Annotated in this window: 23 protein-coding genes and 1 tRNA gene; 11 read left to right on the forward strand and 13 right to left on the reverse strand. The window is 74.3% G+C overall.

Translation table 11 applies throughout. The annotated features are described in order from the left end of the window. Positions 1–122 precede the first annotated feature (122 nt). Positions 123–1364 carry an MFS transporter gene (locus tag I4I82_RS20010; protein WP_218593640.1) on the forward strand — a complete coding sequence of 414 codons (1242 nt, stop codon included), beginning with the start codon at positions 123–125 and terminating at the stop codon, positions 1362–1364. A gap of 7 nt (positions 1365–1371) precedes the next feature. Here the strand turns inward: I4I82_RS20010 and I4I82_RS20015 are convergent, their stop codons facing one another. Further along, positions 1372–2100 (reverse strand): VIT1/CCC1 transporter family protein, encoded by a 729-nt coding sequence (locus I4I82_RS20015; protein WP_218595931.1) that lies wholly within the window; start codon positions 2098–2100, stop codon positions 1372–1374. Positions 2101–2153: 53 nt separating this feature from the next. On the opposite strand from I4I82_RS20015, the gene I4I82_RS20020 reads away from it, so the two are divergent. The 3 genes from I4I82_RS20020 to I4I82_RS20030 are packed head-to-tail and all read left to right on the forward strand — an operon-like array spanning position 2154 to position 4867. Next, entirely contained in the window at positions 2154–3632 is a 1479-nt protein-coding gene (locus I4I82_RS20020; RefSeq protein WP_218592133.1) for a cryptochrome/photolyase family protein, read from the forward strand. Positions 3633–3653: 21 nt separating this feature from the next. Next, complete coding sequence (locus tag I4I82_RS20025; protein WP_218592132.1) at positions 3654–4106, forward strand: MauE/DoxX family redox-associated membrane protein; 453 nt, start codon at positions 3654–3656, stop codon at positions 4104–4106. An 8-nt stretch (positions 4107–4114) separates the two neighbouring features. Further along, positions 4115–4867, forward strand: a complete 753-nt coding sequence (locus I4I82_RS20030; RefSeq protein ID WP_218592131.1) for a DsbA family protein — start codon at positions 4115–4117, stop codon at positions 4865–4867. A 77-nt stretch (positions 4868–4944) separates the two neighbouring features. Here I4I82_RS20030 and I4I82_RS20035 read toward each other — a convergent pair whose 3' ends face one another. Both I4I82_RS20035 and I4I82_RS20040 read right to left on the reverse strand, forming a co-directional pair. Next, positions 4945–5205, reverse strand: coding sequence for a prolyl oligopeptidase family serine peptidase (locus I4I82_RS20035; protein WP_225920632.1), 261 nt, complete (start codon positions 5203–5205; stop codon positions 4945–4947). 404 nt (positions 5206–5609) lie between these two features. Then, positions 5610–5777 (reverse strand): hypothetical protein, encoded by a 168-nt coding sequence (locus I4I82_RS20040; RefSeq protein ID WP_218592130.1) that lies wholly within the window; start codon positions 5775–5777, stop codon positions 5610–5612. A gap of 81 nt (positions 5778–5858) precedes the next feature. Here I4I82_RS20040 and I4I82_RS20045 point away from each other — a divergent pair. Continuing rightward, positions 5859–5931: transfer RNA gene (locus I4I82_RS20045), tRNA-Ala, on the forward strand. Positions 5932–6011: 80 nt separating this feature from the next. On the opposite strand, the gene I4I82_RS20050 is transcribed toward I4I82_RS20045, so the two are convergent. From I4I82_RS20050 to I4I82_RS20075, 6 genes are all read right to left on the reverse strand, one after another. Beyond that, complete coding sequence (locus tag I4I82_RS20050) at positions 6012–6464, reverse strand: hypothetical protein (protein ID WP_218592129.1); 453 nt, start codon at positions 6462–6464, stop codon at positions 6012–6014. Between the two features lie 280 nt (positions 6465–6744). Next, positions 6745–7473 carry an ABC transporter permease gene (locus I4I82_RS20055; RefSeq protein ID WP_218592128.1) on the reverse strand — a complete coding sequence of 243 codons (729 nt, stop codon included), beginning with the start codon at positions 7471–7473 and terminating at the stop codon, positions 6745–6747. Continuing rightward, positions 7470–8396, reverse strand: a complete 927-nt coding sequence (locus I4I82_RS20060) for an ABC transporter ATP-binding protein (protein ID WP_218592127.1) — start codon at positions 8394–8396, stop codon at positions 7470–7472. The genes I4I82_RS20055 and I4I82_RS20060 overlap by 4 nt, the downstream gene beginning before the upstream one ends. 64 nt (positions 8397–8460) lie before the next feature. Next, positions 8461–11283 (reverse strand): ATP-binding protein, encoded by a 2823-nt coding sequence (locus I4I82_RS20065; RefSeq protein WP_218592126.1) that lies wholly within the window; start codon positions 11281–11283, stop codon positions 8461–8463. Between the two features lie 191 nt (positions 11284–11474). Further along, entirely contained in the window at positions 11475–12002 is a 528-nt protein-coding gene (locus tag I4I82_RS20070) for an ATP-binding protein (protein WP_218592125.1), read from the reverse strand. Between the two features lie 66 nt (positions 12003–12068). Next, entirely contained in the window at positions 12069–12497 is a 429-nt protein-coding gene (locus tag I4I82_RS20075) for an STAS domain-containing protein (protein ID WP_218595932.1), read from the reverse strand. Positions 12498–12613: 116 nt separating this feature from the next. On the opposite strand from I4I82_RS20075, the gene I4I82_RS20080 reads away from it, so the two are divergent. After that, positions 12614–13084 carry an ATP-binding protein gene (locus I4I82_RS20080; RefSeq protein WP_218592123.1) on the forward strand — a complete coding sequence of 157 codons (471 nt, stop codon included), beginning with the start codon at positions 12614–12616 and terminating at the stop codon, positions 13082–13084. 108 nt (positions 13085–13192) lie between these two features. Here I4I82_RS20080 and I4I82_RS20085 read toward each other — a convergent pair whose 3' ends face one another. Continuing rightward, entirely contained in the window at positions 13193–13819 is a 627-nt protein-coding gene (locus I4I82_RS20085; RefSeq protein ID WP_218592122.1) for a hypothetical protein, read from the reverse strand. A 26-nt stretch (positions 13820–13845) separates the two neighbouring features. Further along, the gene (locus I4I82_RS20090) at positions 13846–15333 is read right to left on the reverse strand and encodes an alpha/beta hydrolase (protein WP_218595933.1); all 1488 of its coding nucleotides are present in this window, start codon (positions 15331–15333) and stop codon (positions 13846–13848) included. A 132-nt stretch (positions 15334–15465) separates the two neighbouring features. Between I4I82_RS20090 and I4I82_RS20095 the strand changes: the two genes are divergently transcribed. Genes I4I82_RS20095 through I4I82_RS20105 form a run of 3 tightly spaced genes read left to right on the forward strand, consistent with a single transcriptional unit; the run spans position 15466 to position 18276 of the window. After that, positions 15466–16614, forward strand: coding sequence for a sensor histidine kinase (locus I4I82_RS20095; RefSeq protein WP_218592431.1), 1149 nt, complete (start codon positions 15466–15468; stop codon positions 16612–16614). Continuing rightward, positions 16611–17291: a response regulator transcription factor gene (locus tag I4I82_RS20100; RefSeq protein ID WP_218592432.1), complete on the forward strand. Its 681-nt coding sequence runs from the start codon at positions 16611–16613 to the stop codon at positions 17289–17291. Before I4I82_RS20095 ends, I4I82_RS20100 begins: the two co-directional genes overlap by 4 nt. 49 nt (positions 17292–17340) lie before the next feature. Then, positions 17341–18276 carry a 5,10-methylenetetrahydrofolate reductase gene (locus I4I82_RS20105; RefSeq protein ID WP_218592433.1) on the forward strand — a complete coding sequence of 312 codons (936 nt, stop codon included), beginning with the start codon at positions 17341–17343 and terminating at the stop codon, positions 18274–18276. A 29-nt stretch (positions 18277–18305) separates the two neighbouring features. Here I4I82_RS20105 and I4I82_RS20110 read toward each other — a convergent pair whose 3' ends face one another. Next, on the reverse strand, positions 18306–19274 hold the full coding sequence (locus I4I82_RS20110) for a response regulator transcription factor (RefSeq protein ID WP_218592434.1): 969 nt from the start codon (positions 19272–19274) through the stop codon (positions 18306–18308). A 190-nt stretch (positions 19275–19464) separates the two neighbouring features. Between I4I82_RS20110 and I4I82_RS20115 the strand changes: the two genes are divergently transcribed. Both I4I82_RS20115 and I4I82_RS20120 read left to right on the forward strand, forming a co-directional pair. Further along, positions 19465–20418, forward strand: a complete 954-nt coding sequence (locus I4I82_RS20115) for a LysR family transcriptional regulator (protein WP_218592435.1) — start codon at positions 19465–19467, stop codon at positions 20416–20418. A 149-nt stretch (positions 20419–20567) separates the two neighbouring features. Further along, positions 20568–22724 (forward strand): amylo-alpha-1,6-glucosidase, encoded by a 2157-nt coding sequence (locus I4I82_RS20120; protein WP_218592436.1) that lies wholly within the window; start codon positions 20568–20570, stop codon positions 22722–22724. A 7-nt stretch (positions 22725–22731) separates the two neighbouring features. On the opposite strand, the gene I4I82_RS20125 is transcribed toward I4I82_RS20120, so the two are convergent. Then, positions 22732–23796 (reverse strand): glycosyltransferase family 4 protein, encoded by a 1065-nt coding sequence (locus I4I82_RS20125; RefSeq protein WP_218592437.1) that lies wholly within the window; start codon positions 23794–23796, stop codon positions 22732–22734. Positions 23797–23943 lie beyond the last annotated feature (147 nt).

A 23943-nucleotide genomic window follows, 5' to 3' on the forward strand; every position in this document is an offset into this window, starting at 1 on the left:
CGGTCTGCTCCGTGTGGTTCCACAGTGACAGACGGGGGAGTCCGACGGGCGGAGCGGGCGGGCTGCGGCGGGGCGTAGGGTCGGTTCCGTTAGCAGTGGCACGGACGTGAGAGGAGTCGCGGGTGGTCGAGGTCGACGCCCCGCGCGCCCCCGCACGCCTGCCGCGCGAGATCTGGGTGCTGGTCGGGGCCTCGTTCCTCATCGCCATCGGCTTCGGGCTCGTCGCCCCGACACTGCCGGTCTTCGTCCGCAGCTTCGACGTCGGCATCGCCGCGGCCGGGCTCGTCATCAGCGTGTTCGCCCTGGCCCGGCTGGTGTTCGCGCCGTCGAGCGGCTGGCTGGTCGGCCGGATCGGCGAGCTCCGGGTGTTCAACGCCGGGCTGCTGATCGTCGCGGTGTCGACGGCGGCCATGGCGTTCGCCGGCGAGTACTGGCACCTCCTCGCGCTGCGGGCGTTCGGCGGCATCGGGTCCACGATGTTCACGATCTCGGCGGTCTCGCTGCTGATCCGCCTGTCCCCGCCGGAGATCCGCGGGCGTGCGTCGGGGATGTGGGCCACCGGGTTCCTGCTCGGCAACATCGTGGGCCCGCTGGCCGGCGGCGGGCTCGTCGCGATCAGCCTGCGCGCGCCGTTCCTCGTGTACGCGGCCGTGCTCGTGGTGGTCGTGGTGGTCAGCGGGGTGCTGCTGCGGGGCCGCACGGACGTGGCGGCGCCCGTGCCCGGCGCGGCCCCGGTCACCACGGTCACGTTCCGCGAGGCCCTGCGTCACCGCACCTACCGCGCCGCGCTGGTGGCCAACTTCGGCGTCGGCTGGGCGGTGTTCGGGGCGCGCGTCGCGCTGGTGCCGCTGCTCGTCGTCGAGGCGCTGGGGCAGCCGGAGGCGTGGTCGGGCATCGCGCTCGCCGTCTTCGCGGCGGGCAACGCGGCCACGCTCGTCGTCTCGGGCCGGTTCGCCGACCGCTTCGGCCGCCGCCCGCCGATGCTGCTCGGGCTGGCCGTCGCCGCGGTGGGCACGGGTGTGCTCGGCTACGTCGAGGACCCGGTGCTGTTCCTCGCCGTGAGCCTCGTCGCCGGGCTGGGCAGCGGCCTGGTCAACCCGCCGCTGCAGGCCGCGGTCGGCGACGTCATCGGCACCGGCGGGCGCGGCGGCACCGTGCTCGCCGGGTTCCAGATGGCCTCGGACACCGGCGCCATCCTCGGTCCGGTGCTGGCCGGCGGCCTCGCCGAGCTCGTCGGCTACGGGCCGGCCTTCGGGATCACCGGCGTCGTGCTGGCCGTGGGCTGGGCGTTCTGGCTGCGCGCCCCCGAGACGCTGCCGCGGCTCGTCGAGCCGCCGGTCACGGTGTCCTGCCCGGAGACGTGATCCGCCCCTAACCGGCCACGTTCACCCCGATCAGCGAGCCGACGAGGAACGTCGCCCCGGCCGCGATCGCCCCGAACGCGAGCTGGCGCAGCCCGGCGAGCCACCACGGGCGGGTGGTGAACCGCGCCGTCAGCGCCCCGGCGACGACCAGCCCCACCCCGCCGACGACGAGCCCCAGCAGCAGCGACGACGAGCCCAGCAGGAACGGCACGAGCGGCACGATCCCGCCGACCGCGAAGCACAGGAACGACGACACCGCCGCGATCCAGGGCGACGGCTTGTCGTCCGGGTCGACGCCGAGCTCCTGGGTGATGTGGACGCGCACGGCGAGCTCCGGGTCGCCGTGGACCTCGCGGGCGACCGCCTCCGCGGTGGGCCGCGTCAGCCCCATCCGCTCGTACGTCGCGGCCAGCTCGGCCCGCTCGGCGTCGGGGTGCAGGCGGATCTCGGTGCGCTCGACGTCGACCTCGTGGCGGACGGCGTCGTTCTGCGTGTCGACCGACGCGAACTCGCCCAGCGCCATCGAGAACGCGCCCGCGACGAGGCCGGCCATCCCGGTGAGGATCACCAGCGACCGCCCGCCTCCGCCCCCGCCGACGCCCGCGACCAGCGCGATGTTGGTCACGAGCCCGTCCATCGCGCCGAACACGGCCGCGCGCAGCCAGCCGCCGCTCACGTCGGAGTGGTGGGCGTGGTCGTGCGCGGCGAACTCGGCGGGGCCGGGGACCTGGGTCATGGCGACATCCTGCTCCGGTCGCGTCCCGGGCGCGCTGCACCGAGACTGGCGCCGTGCCCGCTCCGCTCTGGCTGTTCGCCGACCAGCTCGGCCCGCACGTCCACGACACCGACGCGCACCGCGACCGCGAGGTCGTGCTCGTCGAGTCGGCGCGGGTCCTGCGCAGCCGCCCGTTCCACCGCCAGAAGCTGCACATCGTGCTCTCCGGCATGCGCCATCTCGCCGACGAGCTCGGCGACCGCGCCACCTACCTGCGCACCGACACCTACCGCGAGGCCCTGGAGCAGGTGGGGCGCCCGGTCGTCGTCCACGAGCCGACGTCGTTCGCCGCGGCGGACCTCGTCGAACGGCTCCACGCCGAGGGCCTGGTCGAGGAGGTCCTGCCGACGCCGACGTTCGCGCTGCCCCGCGCCGACTTCGACGAGTGGGCGGGCGACCGCGACACGTTCCGCATGGAGGACTTCTACCGCTCCCAGCGCCGCCGCTTCGACGTGCTCATGGAGGCGGGGGAGCCGGTCGGCGGCACGTGGAACTACGACAAGGAGAACCGGGAGCCGCCGCCGAAGGGCGTCGCGCGCCTGGACGTCGCCGGGCCGTGGCAGCCGCCGGAGGACGCGATCGACGACGGGGTGCGCCGCGACCTCGAAGCGCTGGACCTCCCGACGGTCGGCGCCGACGGCCCGCGCTGGTTCGCCGTCACCGCCGCGGAGGCCCGCCGCGCGCTCGCGCACTTCGTGCAGGAGCGGCTGCCGCACTTCGGCCCGCCCGAGGACGCCATGCTGACCGAGGACTGGGCGATGGCGCACTCGCTGCTGTCGGTGCCGCTCAACCTCGGCCTGCTGCACCCGCTCGACGTGGCACGGGAGGCCGAGTCGGCCTACCGCTCGGGCGACGTGCCGCTGCCGAGCGCCGAGGGCTTCGTCCGCCAGGTGCTCGGGTGGCGCGAGTACATGTGGCAGCTCTACTGGCGCTTCGGCCGCGACTACATGCGCGACAACGCCCTGCGCGCGCACACCCCGCTGCCGGAGTGGTGGACCTCGCTCGACGCCGACGCCGTCACCGCGAAGTGCCTGTCGACGGCGCTGGCCGGCGTGCGCGACCGCGGCTGGGCCCACCACATCCAGCGCCTGATGATCCTCGGAAACCACGCCCTGCAGCGCGGCTACGACCCGCGCGCGCTGTCGGACTGGTTCCGCGAGTCGTTCGTCGACGGGTTCGAGTGGGTGATGCCGCCCAACGTGATCGGGATGAGCCAGCACGCCGACGGCGGCAGGCTCGCGACCAAGCCCTACAGCTCCGGTGGCGCGTACGTGAACCGCATGTCGGACCACTGCCGCGATTGCGCCTACGACCCGAAGAAGCGCCTGGGCGACGACGCCTGCCCGTACACGGCCGGGTACTGGGCCTGGACCCACCGCCACCGCGACCTGCTCGCCGCCAACAACCGCACCTCCCGCGCCGTGGCGTCGATGAACCGCCTGGGCGACCTCGACGCCGTGCTGGAGCAGGAGTCCGCGCGCGAGGAGTTCTGAGGGGGTCCCTAGGCTGGCCGGGTGCAGCGATCGCTCGACGTCGTCGGCACGCTCGCGCGTCTGGGGCTGGCCGCGGTCTGGCTGCTGTCCGGGATCCCGAAGGCTCTCGACCCCGACCAGACCTACGTCGCGGTCCGGGCGTACGACGTGCTCCCGCGCCCGGGTGTCGAGCTGGTGGCCGGGATCCTGCCGTGGCTGGAGATCGCGCTCGCCGTGCTCCTGCTGCTCGGGCTGGGCACGCGGGCGGTCGCGGCGGCGTCGGCGCTGCTGCTCCTGGTGTTCCTCGCCGGGGTGGCGCAGGCGTGGGCGCGCGGGCTCTCGATCGACTGCGGCTGCTTCGGTGGCGGTGGCCAGGTCGAGCCCGGGCAGACGGCGTACCTGCAGGAGATCGTCCGCGACACGGGCTTCCTGGCCCTCGCGGTGTGGTTGGTGGTGCGGCCGCGGACGGTGGCCGCGGTGGACTCACGGGTGTAGGGAGAGGCATGGGCGGCGCGTCGCGCAACGAGAAGAAGCGCAGGCAGGAGGCGGCGAACGCACGGCTGCGGGCGGCCGGTATCACGCCTCCGACCCACGCGCGCGACTCGAAGCGCACCACGTTCATCGCGGTGGCCTCGCTCGCGGTCGTCGCGCTGGTGGTGGGCGTCGTCGTGCTGCTCAACCGCGACTCCGGCGAGACCGCGGTGGTGCCGACGTACACCACGACCGCGGCCGGCGGTGTCGTCACCGCGGGGAGCGGGCCGATGGTCGTCGACGTCTACGAGGACTTCCTCTGCCCGGTCTGCGAGCGCTTCGAGGAGCGCTACGGCGAGGAGCTGACCGAGGCCCTCAACGCCGGCCGCATCACCGTCCGGTACCACTCGGTGGCGATCCTCGACCAGCAGACCGACCCCGTCGGCTACTCCTCGCGCGCGGCCAACGCGGCGCTCTGCTCGGTGCCCGCCGGCATCCACCCCGCCTACCACCAGCGCCTGTTCGCCGAGCAGCCCGCCGAGGGCAGCGCCGGCCTCTCCGACGAGCAGCTCATCGCGTTCGGCACGGAGCTGGGCGCCGACCTCGGCCCCTGCATCACCGGCGGCACCAACGCCGACGCGGTGACGGCCATGACCCGCGCCGCGATCGACGACCCGGCGCTGCGCAACGCCGACGGCAACTTCGGCACGCCGACCGTCCTGCTCGACGGCGCCCGCGTCGACATCAGCGACACCGGCTGGCTGCAGAAGGCCCTCGCGGCCTGAGCCGGCGTCAGCGCGGCTCGTCGCCGGGGCGGATCCGCAGCTTCGCGGCGATGCGGACGAGCGCCTGCCGGTCGGCCTCACCGGAGCCAGTCCGCCTCCGGCCGCGCGCCGCCGAGGTGGCGTCCGAAGAAGTCGAGGATCAGCTCGGCGCGCTGGATCCGGTGGCGCGGCGAGCCGTTGCGCGCGGCGAACCGGTCGGTGTGCGCGACGAGCCACGTCGTGAGGTATCCGCCGTAGGAGCCGCCGAGGACACCGAGGCGGTCGCGGTCGAGCCCGGGTCGCCGTCGAGCACGGCGTCGAGGACGGCGAGGACGTCCTGCGCGCCGCGCCCGCCCCATCCCGATCCCGGGTGCTCGGCCGCCTCGGGCGCGCGGATCTCGCGGGAGAACGCGTGCGTGTCGCCGGTGCTGCCGTGACGTCCCCGGCGAGCACGGCGATCCGCGTGCCGCCGGGGGAGAAGGCGGGCATCGACAGCGACAGCGCGGAGTCGGTGAGCGGCCGCGGCCCGGTGCGGCCGGCGGGGCCGAGCTCGTGCAGCCGCTCGCGGGAGGCGAACGCGATCCGCGTGCCGTCCGGCGACCACACCGGCGCCTCCACGGCCTCGTTCCGCGCGCAGACCGTGACGGTCTCCCCGGGTCCGTCGACGGGCACGACCCGCCGCCCTCCCCATCCCCGCTCGTGTACGCCAGCCGGCGGCCGTCCGGCGACCAGGCGGGCGACCCGTCCCCGTGCTCCCCGGCCGTCAGCGCATAGGGGCCGTCGTCCCGTCGACGTCGGCGATCCACACGGCGCTTCGCCGGCGGTTGGCGTCGAGGTCGATCCGGCCGACGACGAACCCCACCCGCCGCCCGTCCGGGGAGAGCGCGGGGCAGGAGACGGACACGATGCGGGCGATGTCCGCGGGCTGCACGCCGCGAACGTAGGGGGAGGGCGGACGGAGTCGACCCGGTTGTCGCGGGGTGTCGGGGCTCGTGTAACTTCTTCGGGGCAAGGGGCTGTGGCGCAGCTGGTAGCGCACTTGACTGGCAGTCAAGGGGTCAGGGGTTCGAATCCCCTCAGCTCCACCCTTCCTCACCAGCGGAAACACTCCGCTTGAGTTATCCCCACCGACATCTGTGGTGCGGAAACTTGGTGCGGATCCGTACTAGCGTTGCACCTGACCTTTACGGCGCCGCGACGCCGGGCCCGCTCCAAGGGCCGCATCGAGCAGCTCCCCAGCGGGTCGCTGCGCGTCGTCGTCTACGCCGGTCAGGACCCGCTCACCAAGCGCCGGCACTACCTGCGCGAGATCATCCCGGCCGGGCCTCGCGCGGCCGTCGAGGCGGACAAGGCGCTGCGTCGGCTCGCCGTCCAGGTCGACGAGCAGCGCAATCCGCGGACCACAGCGACGGTCGAGCAGCTGCTGACCGAGCACTTCGAGCTGCTCGAGGTGGAGCCCAGCACGCTGTCGACGTACCGGACGCTCACGCGGACCCACATCGTGCCGCTGATCGGCAAGCAGAAGGTCGGCGCGCTGCGGGCCGCGGTGTTCGACTCCTTCTACGTCGAGCTCCGGCGCTGCCGGGCGCGCTGCAACCGCCGGCCCTTCGTCGAGCACCGCACACCCCGGTCGCACAGCTGCGACCACCGCTGCGACGGGCGTCCGCCGGGGCGAGCTGTGCGCGCTGCGCTGGCAGGACACCAAGACCCACCAGGACCGCCGGATCGCCCTCGACCCGGACACGGTGGCGTCGCTGGCCGGTCACCGGCAGCGGTACACGGGTTTCTGCGCCGGCCTGGGCTTCGAGCTGCCCGCCGACAGGAGGCGGGCGGTCGGCCGGTCGAGGCAGGTGGAGGTGCGCGATGCGTTGCGCATGATCGTTCTCTCTTCTCGCGGATCAGGCCCGCCGGGCGCCGCTGCGGTAGCGGGCGGCCGCGAACAGGCCGAGCGCGGCGGTCCACGTGGCGAGGACGGTGACGCCGGTCCAGCCGGTTCCGGGCCCGCCGATGACGGAGCGGCCGACGGCGTTGAGCCAGTAGGAGGGGAGCGCCCGGGCGACGGTCTGCGCCCAATCGGGCAGGATCTCGATCGGGAACCAGACGCCGCCCAGGAGTGACAGGGCCAGCAGTACGAACGTGCTCACCGCCTGGACGGACTCGTTGCTGCCGGTGAACCCGAGCGCGATCCCCAGCACGACGAACGGCAGCAGCGCGGCCCAGGTGGTGCCGGCCAGCGCGAGCCACCGCCACCACGGCAGCGACACCCCGACCAGGGCCCCCGCGGAGTAGACCAGGACGAGCCCCGGCAGGGTGACGAGCCAGGCGGTCAGCCCCTTGACCAGTACGTAGTGGCTGGGGGGCAGCGGCGTCAGCCGGAGCTGGCGGTTCCAGCCGATCCGCCGCTCCAGGGCGATCGAGGCGGTGGAGAACAAGGCCCCGCCGAGCGACCCGTACGCCGCCATGCCCTGCATCGTGTACGCCGTCGACGACACGCCGCCGAAACGCGCGTCGCCGAAGAGCCCGGCGAAGACCAGGAACAGGACCAGGGGCAGGACCACGGTGAACAGCAGCAGCTGCGGCACGCGCAGCACCCGCAGGATCTCCAGGCGCAGGTAGGTGGCGTTCACCGCGGAGGGTCCGCGGTCAGGGCGAGGAAGGCATCGGTCAGGTCGGCGCCGGTGACCTCGATGTCGCGGGCGCTGGGCCCGGTCGACAGGAGCGCCCGCAGTGCCCGGTCGGAGTCGGTGCAGTGGAGGACGACCGCCTCGCCGCGCGCCTCGGCCGTGCGGACGCCCGGCAGGGCCGACAGCCGGTCGAGGTCGGCGCCGGGCACGGTGGCGCGGAGCGTGCGGCCCCTCGTGGCGCCGGTGAGCTCTGTGACGGGCCCGTCGGCGACCACCTGGCCCCGCGCGAGGAGCACGATGCGGTCCGCGTAGGTGTCGGCCTCCTCGAGGTGGTGCGTGGCGAACAGGATCGTCCGCCCGGCCTGCGCCTGGCCGCGGATCGTCTCCCACAGCGCCGCCCGGGACGCGACGTCGAGGGATGCGGTCGGCTCGTCGAGGACGAGCAGGACGGGATCGCCCACGAGCGCGACGGCGAACCGCACCCGCTGGACCTGCCCGCCCGAGAGCGCGGTCGTGCGGCGGGACCGCAGGTCGCCGATGCCGGCGGTGCGCAGTGCGTCGTCGACGCCGAGCGGGCGGTCGTGCAGCGCGGCGACGAGCTCGACCAGCTCGCCGACGGTGACGTGCGGGAGCAGCTCACCGGTCTGCAGGACCGCACCGACCCGCCCGTGCCGCACGGCGTCGGCGGGAGTCGTCCCGAGCACCCGCGCTGTCCCGGTGTCGGGGTCGGTGAGGCCGAGCACCATGTCGAGCGTCGTGGACTTGCCCGCGCCGTTGGGGCCGAGGAGTGCGACCACCTCGCCCTCGGCTATCCGCAGGTCCAGTCCGGCCACGGCCCGCACCCGGCCGTAGGACCGGCTGACGCCGCAGAAGTCGACGGCGAGGTTCCTGGACGGGCCCGGACGGTCGTCGGGTGCAGGAGGCATGGACCCACGCTGCAGCACGGAGATGCGCGGAACATCCGCCAGTGCGCCGAGATCGCGTCGGCGTTCAGCCGGCGCGCCGAGCAGCCGCCGCGGCGAGTTCGGCGCGGGAGGACAACCCCAGCTTGCCGAACACGTGCCCGACGTGGGTCTGCACGGTGCGCCGGGACAGAAAGAGCCGGTCCCCGATCTGCGGGTTCGACAGACCCTCGGCGACGAGCGCGACGACCCGGCGCTCGGTCGGGGTCAGGCTGTCCCAGCCCGTGCGCGGGCGCGCCCGCCGTCCGCGACGGCCCCGGCGCACTCCCCGATCGCGCAACGCCGCGTCGACCCGGTCGACACCGCGGGTGGCGCCCAACCCGGCCCATGCCTCGGCCGCCCGCTCCAGCAGCGCGCAGGCGATGGACGGGTCCGGGTTCGCCGCCGCGGCGTCCTCGGCCGTCGCAGCCAGGTGCAGCGGCCGCCCGGCGCCTACGTCGACAGCAGCGGTCAGCAGTGCGGCGTCGGCCGTCAGGAGGCCCCGGCAGCGCATCGCCACGGCGTCCCAGGAGGGGATGCCCCGGCCGGCGGTCAGGTCGACGGCGTCGACCACCCGGCCGGCGGACTCGCGATCGCCCGTCGCCGCGGCGAGGCGGACCAGGTCCGGCCCCAGCACGGGGAACTCGACGACCCGGCCCGAGTCGGCGCAACGGCGGAACGCCGCGGCGAGCACCTCGAACGCCTGGTCCGGAGCCCCCTGTGCCTCCAGCAACAGCGCCCGGGCCCAGCCGACCCGGTCGTCGCGGAACGCCGGGCCGCCCGTGCGCAGCTCCCGGTCCGCGTGGTCGAGCGCCTCCTCCGCCCGCCCGAGGTCACCCCGGTGGAGGTGGATGACCGCGAGGACGGAGAGGCCGAACACGAGGCTGTAGCGCTCGCCGGTCTCCTCGGCCAGCGCGAAGCCGGTCTCCAGACCGGTGATCGCGTCGTCCCACTCCCCGGCCAGGAAGCGCTCGACAGCAAGGAACACCTCGTAGCTCGGCAGAGCCCAGCGCGTGCCGAGCCGCTCTCCGAGGATCCTGCCGGTCTCCAAGGTGGCCCGGGCACGGGGGAGCTCGTCGAGCTCGAGGAGCACGTGACCGCGGGTGACGTGCAGCGGGTAGCGGTGGCCGACGCGGGCGGGGCTGCGGTCCGCGCGTCCGACGGCGTCGTCGAGGATCCGCAGCGCACCGGCCGGGTCGCCGCGGTGCTCGGCGACCGCGGCCAGTGAGTTCAGGGCGACCCCGGTGACGACGGGCTCGCCCACCCGCTCGGCAGCGGCCAGAGCGGCCCTGGCGGCGGTCTCCGCTCCGTCGAGATCGCCGATCGACCCCCGGGCGACGCTCGCCCACCCGAGCGCGGCGGCCCTCGCGGAGGGACCGCCCGAGGACGCCACCCGATCCAGCTCCGGCAGTGCCTCCGCCATCCGGCCGGTCATGATCAGTGTGCGGGCCAGGCAGAGCCGGGCGGTCTGCTCGACCTCGGGATCACGTCGATCCGTCAGCAGAGCGCGGCACACCTGCTCCACGGCTGTCAGCTCGCCTGCCCACCACAGGCTGGTGACGCGCTCGGCCAGCAACCGGTCCCGTTCCGGTCCGCCTGGCCCGATCAGCTCGATCGCGCGGGCGAGCAGATCGGCGGCCGCAGCAGGTGACTGCGGCGCGACCTCCCGGGCCGCTACGACCAGGCCGTCGACCGCGCCGGCGTCACCCGCCACGGCGCCCCGCGACAGCTGCTCGGCCACCACCAGAGACGGCGCACCGGCCGCGGCGAGCCTGCTCGCCGCCTCCCGGTGCAGGCCGCGGCGCACACCCTGCGGCAGGTCGGCGTACACGGCGTCTCGGAGCAGGTCGTGACGGAAGCGCAACCACTGCCCGTCCTCGACGAGCACGCGCGCGGCCATCGCGGGCTCCAGCGCGGTGGCCAGGTCCACCACAGAGCGGCCGGTCGTGGTGGCCAGGTCGGTCACCGCGAACCGCCCCCCCAGCACCGACGCGGGACGGAGCGTGGACAGCGTCTCGGCGGGCAGGAGACCCAGGTTCCGGACCGTGGACAGGCGGAGACCGGGCAGCGGATCAGCCGTGGACAACACCGCACGGCCGTCGCGCACGGCAACCGCCCCCTCGGTGGCGAAGGCGGCGAGCAGCTCGGCCACCAGCAGCGGGTTGCCGCCGGCTCCCGACACCTCCTGAACGAGGCGCGCATCCGGTGGCGCCGCCACGAGCTGTCCGACCAGGTCGACGACGGCATCGTCGGGGAGGCCGTCGAGACGCAGGGTGACGGCCCCCGCCGCGCCGACGCGGGCGAGCGCCCGCTCCAGGTCCGGCAGTGCCGGCAGGGGACGCCGGCAGACGATGACGGCGACGGGCGCCCCCGCCAGGCGGCGGGCGAGCACGGTCAGCGTCAGCAGGCTGGCCGGATCGGCCCAGTGCAGGTCGTCGAGTCCGATGACGAGGGGACGCTCGTGTGCGAGATCCTCGAGGAGATCCACCACGGCGTCGACCACCTGGAACTGCAGGCCAGGGTCGCTGCTGACCGTGATCAGCCCTCCAGGGCGGGCTGCCGTGGTCAGGAGGGTGGCGATCGCGACACGGCGCGGATCGGCCGACGCCCGGGTCAGCTCCAGCGCATCGACCCAGACCCCGAAAGGACGTCTGCGCTCCAGCTCTTCCCCTCCGCCGGACACGACGCGCGCGCCCCGAGCAGCCGCCGCGGTCAGCGCACTGGACAGGATCGTGGACTTGCCGATGCCCGCCTCACCCTCGACCGTGATGAGTGTCAGGCGTCCTGAGCCGGCCCGGTCGACAGCTCCTCCGAGCACGGCGAGCTCGGCGTCGCGGCCCACGACCCGCAGAGCGGAGGAGACCGTGCGCACTGCTGCAGGCTAACGCGGCGTCGAACAGCACGCAGGCCACATCTGACTCCATCGCGTCACCGGTGTCGTCAGCGGTGAACGGGAAGCAGTGCCCGTGCAGTCACCGATGAGTGGGGCTGACAGGCGGTACGACAGAGGCGTCTGCCACGAGCCGCCGAGTGGCATGGACGCGCGGAGGCGGCACGCGGGGTTCACCGAACAGGCGCGGGACGACTGCGGATGCTCAGGGTGGTGCCGTCAGGCCGACCGTCGATCCTCAGCTCGGCAACGAGTGCCCGGATCAGGAACAGGCCATGGCCGGGCTGCATTCGGTGTGACGGCTCGATCCAACGCCCGTCGTCGGCGATGGTCATATCGATGCAACGGTAGCCGGGTCCGTCGCCGAGAATCCGAGCGTGCAGGCGCACGATCCCGGGATGCTCGGACATGTCAGGACCGACACGGTAGCCGTGTTCGATGCTGTTCGAGACGGCCTCGCTCACGACCATCACGAGCTCGCCGGCGTTGGCAGGAGGCCAGGTGTTGGCGGTCAACCACGCGGCGACCTTCTCCCTCGCGAGCGATACCGAGACCAGGTCGGCCCCGAGCGTCAGGCGCAGCCTGTCGAGCGCATGCGACAGGCCGTGTGCGGATCGAGCTGCGGGTGCTTCTGCGGATCCGTTGACCTCGGAACGCCCTCGACCTGGAGCGTGTTCATCATGGCTGGAGGGAAAAGCCATGGCCGCTGATCTCCGTTCTCGAACGTCGGTAGCCAACCGGCCAGGTCGGCCGCTCATCGTGCCCGATCATGGGCTGTCTCGAAGAGCTGCTTCGACGTCGTGGTAGAGGGAAAGGACCCCGTCCAACCCGACGATCTCGATCGGCCGGATCACCGGGCGGCTGCTGTCGACAACGATCCGCAAGGGGCGCAGACCACGATGGTGCAGGGCGGCCTCGGTCGCACTTTCGGAGAGCGCGCGCAAGCCCGGGGAGCCGAAGAACGTCACGGCACTGAGATCGACGACCAGCACCCGCCCGTCAAGGCGGGCGAAGGCCTTGTGCAGAGCGTCGCGCAGTCGCGGCACCGTCAGGGCGTCGACTGCACCATCAACAGTCACCACGATCGCGGTGTCGCCATCCCGCACGTACGCACTCATCAGCTGCTCGCTCGCCGGCCGGACGTAGGCAGCTGAGCCGCTTCCGTCGGGCGTGCGCTCATCACCGGCAGGAATCACAGGCTCGGACCCTACCGGTCGACGCACGTACCGCTGGATGGCTGCTGCTGACGCTCGATCGCACGCGCCGACCGAGGTCGCAGGTTTGGTGGGCTCGTCGGCGGGTAACAGCAGCCGTGCCCCGGCGATCCCTGTCGTTCTGCCTCGCGCCGGATACGGCATCTGCCTCACTGGCTCGGGAGCGGGTTCACGAGTGGCTGGCCGAGCTGGGGTGGTCGCCGGACGAATCGCACGATCTGGTCTACGCCGTCAGCGAGATCGTCACCAACGCCGCAGAGCACGCGTTCGTCGAGGCAGTGGGAGATCGCCGTGACCCGCCGTCGATCTGGGTCGACTGCCTCGTCGGATCCCACGACCGGAGGGTGCGAGGCCCGGGGAAGGTTGACGAGGTCCGGGTGCGCGTCAGCGACAACGGACGGTGGAAACCTGTTGCCGCGAGCGGCTTCCGAGGGCACGGCCTCGCCCTCGCCAAGGCCTTCGTCGACGGGTTCGCCATAGCCACAGGCGATCGGGGTACGACGGTCGACCTCGTCAGCCGTGCCCGCACGACAACGATCCGTCGTCCGAACCCGCGAAGAGATCGTTGACCAGCGTCGAGCGCCGGCTTGCGCCGACGCAGGCAGTCAAGGGGTCAGGGGTTCGAATCCCCTCAGCTCCATCCCTCCTCTCCATCCCAGGGCCCGAGTGTCCGAGCCCTAGTCCGCCATCCACGTGCTCTTGAGCCGGAGCGCCCGGTCGACCGCGGCCAGGGCCCCGGCGGCGGGGAGAGCGAACTTCACCCAGCCGGACAGGTGGATCGGCGAGACGAACGTGCCGACGTGCTGGGCGACGACCTCGATCCGGGTGATCTGCTCGGCGGCCGCCGAGAGGGTCACGGCGAGGCCCACGATCAGCACGACGAGGCCCACCGCCCCGATGGCCGCGCTGGTGCGGGGGAAGCGCCGGTCGAACGCCGCCCGCCGGCCCTCCTGGGATCGCGGGTGCGGGCGCAGTACCTGTTCGCGGCCGTCGTCCCCCATCAGGTGCATGCGCTTGACGCCGTACTCGCTGACGGCCACCTCGATGACCCCGCCGGGCACGGGGAACGCCACCGGGAGGTTGCCGGCGAGGACCTGGACGCCGTCGCGGTAGAGCGCGGCGGGGCGCTTGCCGGACGAGCTGTCGCGCCCGTGCCGGACGTCGACCTCGAAGACACTGCCGTCGAGCTCGGTGGAGAACAGCGACCGGGAGAACAGCTGCCACAGCCGGTACGGCTGGAGCGGGCTCCCGTCGCCCGGCCGGGCCTTCGACAGCTGCCAGCGCCGCTTGTACTTCCGGAACACGATCCTCACCCCTCGGGGACGGGCCGTCAGGAGGCGGGGCAGGACACGTCGTCGGCGGGCATCTCGCCGTCGACGAGGTAGCGGGTGGTGACGTCGGAGGCGCAGGCGTTGCCGCCCAGGACGTACGCGCCGTGGCCGCTGTCGTCGACGCTCACCAGCCGGGCCCGGTCGCCGAACCGCTCGCGGAGCAGCTCGGCGCCGCGGTGGGGGGTGGCCGGGTCGTTGAGGTTCTGGACGAGCAGGACGTCGGTCGGCCCGTCGCCGTCGATCGCGACCGGGGGCTCCGCCGGCTCCCAGGGCCAGAAGGCGCACGGCAGGATGTTGGCGGCGGCGGCGCCGTAGAGCGGGAACCGTTCGCGGTCCTGCGCGACGGCGTCGCGGTAGGTCTGCACGTCCTCGGGCCAGTCGACGTCGTTGCAGGTGACGGCCAGGAACACGGTCAGGGAGTTCTCCAGGGCGGCGAAGTCCGGTGCGGGGCCCGGCGGCGGCGGGACCGGGACGCCGGTGCGCAGGCCCTGCCACAGCTGCGCCAGCAGGGGGTACTGCAGCTCGTTGTAGAGGAACGCGAACGTCGTGGCCCGGAAGGCGGCGCCGTCGACGCCCTGCTCCGGCTGCTCGTCGAGGCGTGCGGCGGTGTCGAGGAAGGCCGCCCGCACCTCGTCGGCCGTGCGGCCCAGTCCGTAGGTGTCGTGGCGGTGCGCGGCCCAGTCCGCGAAGGCGGGGAAGGCCTGTTCCATGCCCAGGGCGTAGCGGCGCATGCCGTCGCGGTCGAGGTGGGTGTCGCCGATGATGCTGTCGAGCACGATCCGGTCGGACCGCTCGGGGAACATCGACGCGTAGGCCGCGCCGAGCGCCGACCCGTAGGAGTAGCCGAGGAAGTTGGTCGTCTCCTCGCCGAGCGCGGCGCGGACGAGGTCCATGTCGCGGGCCATGTCGGCGGTGGTCAGGTGCGGGAGGAGGCCGTCCCGGTCGTTCTGCGCGCACTGCTGCGCCGCCGCCTCGGCGACCTCCGCCCGCTCGACGACGGCCGCGTCGTCGGGCGCGTAGGGCGGGACGTTGGCGAAGTAGGGGCCGGCGACGGTGAAACCGCAGCTCACCGGGGCCGAGTGGTCGATCCCCCTGGTGTCGATACCGATCAGGTCGTAGCTGTCGGTCACGCTCGCGGGCAGGCCCTGGGCGACCAGCAGCGCCGACTGCGTCAGCCCGGACCCGCCCGGGCCACCCGGGTTGAGCAGCAGGACGCCCCGCCGCTGTTGCGGGTCAGGGGCGGCCAACCGGGAGATCATGATGTCGATCCCGCCGCTCGCCGGGTCGCCGTGGTCGACCGGCACCGGCACGGTCGTGCAGTCCAGCACCGACGGCGCGGCCGCGGTCACGACGTCCTCCGGACAGGTGCTCCACGTCAGCGATGACGCTGCGGCGGGACCGGCGGGGAGGGGTGGCGGGGCGCAGCCGGCGGTGAGCGCCAGCGCCACCGCCCCGAGCGCGAGGAGGGCAGCACGGTTCGTCGTCATGATCGGCCACGCTAGGAAGGTCGTCCGGTGCGGCGGATCGGGCGACGGCCTGCACCGTCCCGACCGAAGTCGGAGGCGGCTCCGTCGTCGGACGGAGGCGGTGGGCGGCCGGTCTGCCTACGCTCGGCGTTCATGGACGCCAGCGGGAGCACGGTCCGCGACCGGACGGTCGACGGCCTACTCGTCCTGCTCGCCGCCGCAGGTGGGTGGTGGGCGGTCCGGTCGCGGGCGGACGTCCTGCCCGTGGCTCCGACCTGGCTGCTGCAGCTCGACATCGTCGCCGGCGCCGTGGGCTGCCTCGCGCTGGCCGGTCGGCGGCGGCGCCCGCTCGTCGTCGCCGCTCTGCTGATCGGGCTGAGCACGTTCGCCGAGTCCCTGTGGGTCGCCCTGCTGATCGCGCTGTTCACCGTGGCGGTGCGGACCCCGGCCCTGGCCACCGCGGTCGTGTTCGTGGGCAGCGTGCTCGCTCTCGGGGTGCTCCAGACCCTGCGGCCCGAGCCGACGCTGCCCTGGTGGGGGGTGCTCGCCTTCCTCGTCGCCGTGCACGTGGCGGTCGTGGTGTGGGGCCTGCTGGTGCGCAGTCGCGGGCAGCTCATCGCCTCGCTGCGGGACCGCGCCGCGGCGGCCGAGGTCGAGGCGCGGTTGCGGGCCGAGCAGGCCCAGCACGAGGCGCGGGAGACCCTGGCCCGGGAGATGCACGACGTGCTGGGCCACCGGTTGTCGCTGCTCAGCGTGCACGCCGGCGCGATGACCTACCACCGTGACGCGTCGCGCGAGGAGCTGGACCGGGCCGCGGAGGTGGTGCGGGAGAACGCCCACCGAGCCCTGCAGGACCTGCGCGAGGTCATCGGCGTGCTGCGGGCGCCGGTGGGGGAGCTGCCCACGCCCGGCGTCGCGGACGTCCCCGGACTGGTCGAGGAGGCCGTGCGCGCCGGGACGCCCGTCGAGCTGCGCGACGACGCGGGGGTGACGACCGCCGGTCCTGCCGTGGGTTCAGCGGTCGGTCGCACGCTCTACCGGCTGGTGCAGGAGGGGCTCACCAACGTCCGCGCCCACGCCGCCGGAGCCGCGGTCGTCGTCCGGATCACCGGGGAGCCCGGCGACCACCTCGCCGTCGAGGTCGTCAACACGCGCCCGTCGGGCCCGCCCGGCCGGGCCGGCAGCGGCAACGGGCTGCGCGGGCTGGCCGAGCGGGCCGCCCTGATCGGCGGGCGCCTGGAGCACGGCCCGACCGACGCCGGCGGCTGGCGGGTGGGGATGTGGCTACCGTGGCCGACGTGATCACCGTGCTCGTCGCCGACGACGACCCCGTCGTCCGGTTCGGCCTGACCATGATGCTGCGCGGCGCCTCCGACCTGCGGGTGGTCGCCGAGGCGGGTGACGGGGCCGAGGCGGTGGCCCTGGCGCTCGAGCACCGCCCGGACGTCGTGCTCATGGACATTCGCATGCCCGGCACCGACGGGTTGACGGCGACCGAGACGCTCCACCGCCGCGCGCGGACCGACGGACGCGAGCCGTCGCCCCCGCACGTCATCGTGCTGACCACCTTCGACGCCGACGCGCACGTGCTCCGCGCCCTGCGGGCCGGGGCGGCCGGCTTCCTGCTCAAGGACACCCCGCCCGACGAGCTCGTGGACGCGATCCGCCTCGCCGCCCGGGGCCGCCCGGTGCTCTCCCCGGAGGTGACGCGCCGCCTCATCGACCGGGTCACGGAGCCCGGGCAGGACACCCGCCGCGCCGCCGCGCGCCGCCGCCTCGACCTGCTGGCCGACCGCGAGCGCGCCGTCGCGCTCGCCGTCGGCACGGGGGCGTCCAACGCCGAGATCGCCGCCTCCCACCACATCAGCCTGGGCACCGTGAAGACGCACGTCTCGGCGATCCTCACCAAGCTCGACCTCACCAACCGGGTGCAGGTCGCCCTGCTCGTGCACGACGCCGACCTGCACCAGCCGGGGTGATCGTGCACCGCCGGCTGCGACGGGACCGGCCGACCGCCATGATCCACGGATGACGTCCCGCGAGACCACCGCCGCGGCCGGGCTCCTGGCCAGGACCCGTGACGGTGTCCTGCTCTACGGCCTCACCCCGCCGCGGGCGACCACCACCCCCGAGCAGGCGGACGCCGTCGCCGGGGCGGCCCTGGCCCGGCTCCGGTCGGTGCGGGTCGACGGGCTGGTCCTCTACGACGTGGACGACGAGGCGGACCGGTCCTCCACCCCGCGGCCGTTCCCGTTCCTGCCGATGATGGATCCGGCCGTCTTCCTCGACCGGCACCTGGGCGGCTGGACCGGACCGGTGGTCGTCTACCGCGCCGTGAGCAAGTACAGCGGCGACGAGCTGGGCCGGTGGTTGTCGGGGACGCCGCGCGACCGGGTGCTGACCGTGCTGGTCGGAGCGGCGTCCCGGGACCAGGCGGTGCGGACCAGCCTGCCTGACGCCTACCGCCGGCACGCCGCGCTCGCGCGTCCGCCGCGCATGGGCGGCGTCGTCATCGCCGAGCGGCACGCGGGTGCGGGGGCCGAGCACCGGCGCATGCTGCGCAAGCAGGAGGCCGGCTGCGAGTTCTTCGTCTCCCAGGTCTGCTACGACCTGGACCGCACCCGGACCCTGCTGTCCGACTACGCCTACGGCTGCCGGGACGGGGGTGTGGACCCGCGGCCGGTCGTGCTGACCCTGGCGCCGTGCGGCTCGGTGACGACCCTGGAGTTCATGTCCTGGCTGGGCATCGACGTCCCCGGCTGGCTGCGGACCGAGATCACCCGCTCCGCGGACCCGCTGGCCGTGTCGTACGAGCAGTGCGTCGTCAACGCCCGGACCCTCGTCGCGTTCTGCCGCCGGCTCGGCCTGCCGTTCGGGATCAACGTCGAGAGCCTGACCAACCGCAGGGTCGAGATCGAGGCCTCGGTCGACCTCGCCCGCGAGGTCCGCGGCCTGCTGGGCTGAGACGAGGGGCGGACCCGCCGCCGCCGAGCTCATCCGCCGTGGCGCTCCTGACGCGGGACGTACAGCCCCTCCCGTTCCGCCCGAACCGCCGCGAGGGTCCGCGCCGGGGCCCCGAGCTTGCCGAGGATGTGCTCCAGGTGGGCGGCCACGGTCCGCGGGGCGACGACCAGAGCGCGGGCGATCTCCTGGTTGGAGCACCCCTCCACCAGCAGCCCCAGTACCTCGATCTCCCGCGGGGTCAGCCCGTGCAGGTCGGCCACCGGTGACAGCAGGGCCAGCCCGGTCAGCCCGGGTGGCACGTCCTCGGGTGCCGCCAGGACCGTGACGCGGACGTGCCCGTCCGGGGCGTGCGGACCGCCCAGCGGCCAGAGGAACGACGAGTGCACGCGCCCGTCGTCTATCCGCTCGTGCGCCGCGGCCAGAACTGCCGAGCGGGGGTCCAGCAGCGGGTCCACCGGCAGGTCCGGCAGTGGTCGGCAGCCGCCGTCCGCGCACAGCACCGCACCGGCCGTGGCCCCGTGCACCAGGTGGGCGGCGCCGAGCAGCGAACGCATCGGGTCGATGCCCCGCGCGAGCACCGGGGCGAGCCGCCCGAGCCGACGCCGGCTGCCCGACGACGGCCGGTGGAAGCCGGGAAGCAGCGCGAGGAACCCGACGCGTCGCCCCGCGGGTGCCACGAGGTCGATGCCCACCGCCTCGGGGAACGGGGACGGCGGGTGCGGCGGCTCCGGCAGGGGCGGCGCCGGACGCGGGCGCTCGGCGAGGGCGGTCCGCGACACCAGCGCCCCCGAGAGGCGCTCCACGGTCGGGACGTCCACGTCGACGCACGCCAGCGAGTGGTAGCCGCGGCCGAGCGGGTCGGCCAGCGCCAGCCACGCCCCGTCGAACGGGACGAGCCGGCGGAGCGCCTCGAGCAGGGCGTGCGCGCGCACGGACGGAGTGCCGGGCGAGGTGGCGGTCTCGGCCAGTCGCAGCTCATCCTCCCGGTACGAGCGCACGCGTCCCCCTCACGGGTCGGCCGGTTCCCGCCCACCGGGACCTGTCGGTCGACCTGTTGGGAGGCGCTGACCCGTGACAGGTACCCCGCGACGCCGCACGTACCGCGGACACCGTGACGCAGGTCCGCCGGAGCGTGAGGCGTCGCCTAACACTGGACCTGTACGGCCCGCACGGCGGTAGCGTCGCCGTGTGGAACTGCGGCGGCTCAGGTACTTCGTGGCCGTGGCGGAGGAGCGCCGCTTCTCCGCCGCTGCACGCCGCCTGCACATCGCCACCCCGTCGATGTCCCAGCAGATCCGCGCGCTGGAGCGCGAGCTGCGCGTCACGCTCTTCGACCGCACCCCCCGGGGGGCGGAGCTGACGCCCGCGGGGCGCGTCCTGCTGGAGCGGGCCCGCGTGATCCTGGCCGAGGTGGACCGGGCGCGCGAGGACGTGCGGTCCGTGGGCCCGGACCGCCTGGAGCAGGTGACCCTGCGGGTCTGCACGATGGCCGAGCGGGTCCTCGACGGCCCGCTGCGGCTCGTCGGCGTCGCCGTCCCGGGCACCGAGGTCGTGGTGACCTCCAGTCCCGGGGACGACGCCGTCGAGGCCGTCCGGCAGGCGCGCGCCGACGCGGCCGTCGTCTGGAACCGTCCGCACGAGCACCGCGACCTCGACGGCCTCGTCCTCGGTTCCGTGCTGTTCGGGGTCGTCCTGCCGCAGGGGCACCTGCTCGCCGGCCGGTCCGAGGTCCCGGTCGCCGCCCTCGCTGAGGGGTCGGCGGCGACGGTGGTGATGTTCCCGTGGTCCCCGTTCGCCGGCGTCTGGCAGCGGACCGTCGACCACCTCCTGCCCGGAGGGGCGCAGGCGGGGCAGGTCGTCGTCGAGCCGGACCTCATCAACAGCCCCGAGGCGATGCTGCGGGCGGTCGCGGCGGGGTCGGGCGTGGCCCCGGGCATCCTCGGCGTCGCCGAGCACATGGACGTCGCCGGCATCGTCGTGCGACCGCTCGACCCGCCGTTGCTCCTCGACCTGGAGGTCGTCTGGCGCCCGCCGGTCCGGCCCGCCGTCCGCCGGCTCGTCGACTACCTCCTGGAGGCGGTCGACGACCCGGACGTCCTCGTCTCGGCCGCACTGCGCCGCCCCGGGGACACGGGCGGCTAGCGAGCACGGCCGCGCATCCTCCATCGGCAGGACGACCGATTGCGCCGGCCCGCCACGGCGGACAGCGTGGAACGGCCCCCACGCCCGACGGCCGCCGCCCGCCCACCGCGGAGCGGCGAACCGGGCCCAGCGACGACCGGAGGACTCACATGGGTGCCTGGACCCCGGAGGCGCAGCCGGCCGGCACCGGCGCCGTGGTGACCCTGGTGGAGGGGGCGTCGTTCTGCCTCTGCACACCGGGCGGGGACCTCACCGGTGCCGGGCCGCACGGGGTGTTCTTCCGGGACACCCGCATCCTGTCGCGGTTCGACCTGCGGGTCGACGGCGAGTTCCCCGAGCCCCTCGCGGCCATGACGCCGGAGCCCTACCGCGGTACCTTCCTCGGCCGGTCGACCCGCCGGACCGGCCGGACCGACTCGAACCTGCTGGTGCAGCGCGACCGGCGGGTGGGCAACGGCCTGCGGGAGGACATCGTCATCGGCAACCCGGCGGGGGAGCCGGCGGCCTGCACGGTCACCGTCGCCGTCGATGCCGACTTCGCGGACCTCTTCGAGGTGAAGGAGGGGCGGGTCCAGGCCCGCGGCGAGCGGAGCGCCCAGGGGCAGGGCGAGCGGCTGGTGCTCGACCAGCGCTGGCGCGACACCCACCGCGGGGCGGTCGTACTGGCCCCCGGCGGGTCCGTCGACGCCGTCCCGGGCCTCGCCCACAGCGCGGGCAGCATCCGCTACGAGGTCGTCGTGCCCGCGCGGGGCCGGTGGACGGCCTCGCTGCTGGTGCAGCCGGTGGTGGACGGCGACGCGGTCGAGCCCTCCTTCCCCCTGGACCGTCCCGTGCGGGAGTCGCTGCCGGCCCGGCGCCTGCAGCGGTGGCAGGAGACCACCCCGATCGCCACGACCGGGCACGACGGTCTGCAGCGGGTGCTGCGGCGCAGCCAGGAGGACCTGGGTGCCCTGCGCATCTTCGACCCCGTGGATCCGTCCCTGGCCGCGGTCGCCGCCGGTGCGCCGTGGTTCATGGCCCTGTTCGGCCGCGACTCGCTGCTCACCGCCTACATGGCACTGCCCGTCGACCGCAGCCTCGCGCTGGGCACCCTGCGGACCCTGGCCCGGCACCAGGGCCGGAGGACCGATCCGCTGACGGAGGAGGAACCGGGGCGGATCCTGCACGAGGTCCGGCTCGGTGTGGAGTCGGGCCTGTCGCTGGGCGGTGGGAGCACCTACTACGGGACGGTCGACGCGACGCCCCTCTTCGTCGTGCTCCTCGGTGAGCTGGCCCGGTGGGGGGCCGATCCGCGGCAGGTCGCCGAGCTGCTGCCGCACGCCGACCGCGCTCTCGAGTGGATCCGCACGCACGGCGACCGGAACGGTGACGGCTTCGTGGAGTACCGGCGGGCCACCGACCGGGGACTGGTGAACCAGGGGTGGAAGGACTCCTGGGACGGCATCACCTCCGCCGACGGCAGGCCGGCCGAGGCGCCGATCGCGCTCTGCGAGGTCCAGGGCTACGTCTACGACGCCTACCGCACGCGTGCCGAGCTCGCCAGGACGGTGGGCGACGAGGAGGTGGCGCGCGGGTGGGACGACCGCGCCGCCGCGCTCAAGGAGGCGTTCAACGAGCGGTTCTGGCTCCCCGACCGCGGCTGGTTCGCCCTCGCCCTGGACCGGGACGGGCGTCCGGTCGACGCGTGCGCGTCCAACATGGGGCACTGCCTGTGGAGCGGCGTCGTGGACGAGGACAAGGCCCGCGCCGTCGCCGACCACCTCCTGTCACCGGCGATGTTCAGCGGCTGGGGCGTGCGCACGCTCAGCAGGGACATGGGCGCCTACGACCCGGTCAGCTACCACAACGGCTCGGTCTGGCCGCACGACAACGCCCTGGTCGTCGCCGGTCTCCTGCGCTACGGCTTCGTGCACGAGGCTCAGCGGGTCGCCGAGGCGCTGCTCGAGGCGGCCCAGCACTTCGGCGGCCGGCTGCCCGAGCTGTTCTGCGGCTTCGACCGCGACGAGTACCCCGAGCCGGTGCCGTACCCGACGTCGTGCTCACCCCAGGCGTGGGCGGCCGCTGCCCCGATCCAGCTCGTCCGCACCCTGCTGCGGTTCGATCCGCGGCTGCCCCGGGGCGAGCTGTGGGTCGACCCCGTGCTGCCGTCCGCCTTCACGCCCCTGCGCGTCGAGGGCGTCGCGCTCGGCGGCACCCGGATCGACCTGGCGGTCTCGGCGGACGGGACCGTGGTGGAAAGGGTGCCGGACGGCGTGGAGGTGCGCCACGAGTGGCTCCGGGGCCCCGGGGGCGCCGAGCGGGCCTGACCGTCGCTCAGGACGCCGGGACCGCCGGCGTGCGGACCGCGGGACGGCGCGGTGCCGGACCGCGCAGGAGCTCGTCGTAGAAGCGGAGGTGCTCGCCGACCATCCGCTCCGTGCTGAAGCGCTGCACGACGGCCTCGCGGCAGGCCGCGCGGTCCAGCTGCGCGATATCCAGCAGCGCCGCGGCCAGCGGGAGGCTCCCCGAGCACAGGAGCCCGGTGACCCCGTCGTCCACGATCTCCGGCGCGGAACCCACCGGAGTGGCGACGACGGGAGTGCCGGTGGCCAGCGCCTCGATCATCACCAGGCCGAACGGTTCCGCCCACTGCATGGGGTTCAGCAGCGCGAACGAGTTCCCGACGAGCTCGAACTTCTCGACGCTGCCCAGCTCGCCCAGGAACTCGACGTCCGAGCACAGCAGCGGCTTGACCCGGGCGTCGAAGTACTCGCGCTCGGCCGGCTCGCGGAGCTTGGCGGCCATCCGCAGCGGGACGCCCGCGGCGCGGGCGACGAGTGCGGCTTCGCGAGGTCCCTTGTCGGGCGACATGCGTCCCAGGAAGCTGGCGTAGCCGCCGTCGCCGCGGCCCACCGGGACCGACTCGACGTCCAGGCCGTGGTGGATCACCCCGGCCAGCGGGATCCCGGCGGTGGCCGCCTGGTGGTGCGAGATGGCGAGCACGGCGACATCGCGCATCGCGCGGTAGACCGGGCCGAACGTCGCGTCGAAGGGGCCGTGCGCGGTGGTCACCACGGCCGGGCCGGACCGGGAGAAGCGGCACAGGGGGCCGGTCAGCGTGTGGTCGTGCACGACGTCCACCTCACCCATGGCGGCGTAGCCGGTGATGACGTGGCGCAGCTCGTCGACCGCGTCCGCACTCACCGGTGACGACCCGGCCGCCCCCTCGGTGCCGCCGACCCGGGGCACCGGGCAGGTGCTGTCCGCCGCCGCGGCGAGCAGCACCCGGTGACCGGCGCGGACGAGCCCGCGGGCCAGCCGGTCGACGACCGACTCGGTGCCGCCGTAGGCGGGCGGGGGCACGGGGAGCCCCGGAGGGGCGATGAGACCGATGTACATGAGGGACGTCCTCGGCGGTGGCGCGGGCCGTGGCCCGCGGCGAACTGTGGGCCCTTCCATGTCACCGGCCGGTGACCGCCGCGGCCATCGGCAGAGCGGCCCATTCCGGCGACGGTGGTGGCCGCCCGTCGGGTCGGCGCCGTCGGC

It is taken from the genome of Pseudonocardia oceani, assembly GCF_019263585.2.
GTDB classification, from domain to species: domain Bacteria; phylum Actinomycetota; class Actinomycetes; order Mycobacteriales; family Pseudonocardiaceae; genus Pseudonocardia; species Pseudonocardia oceani.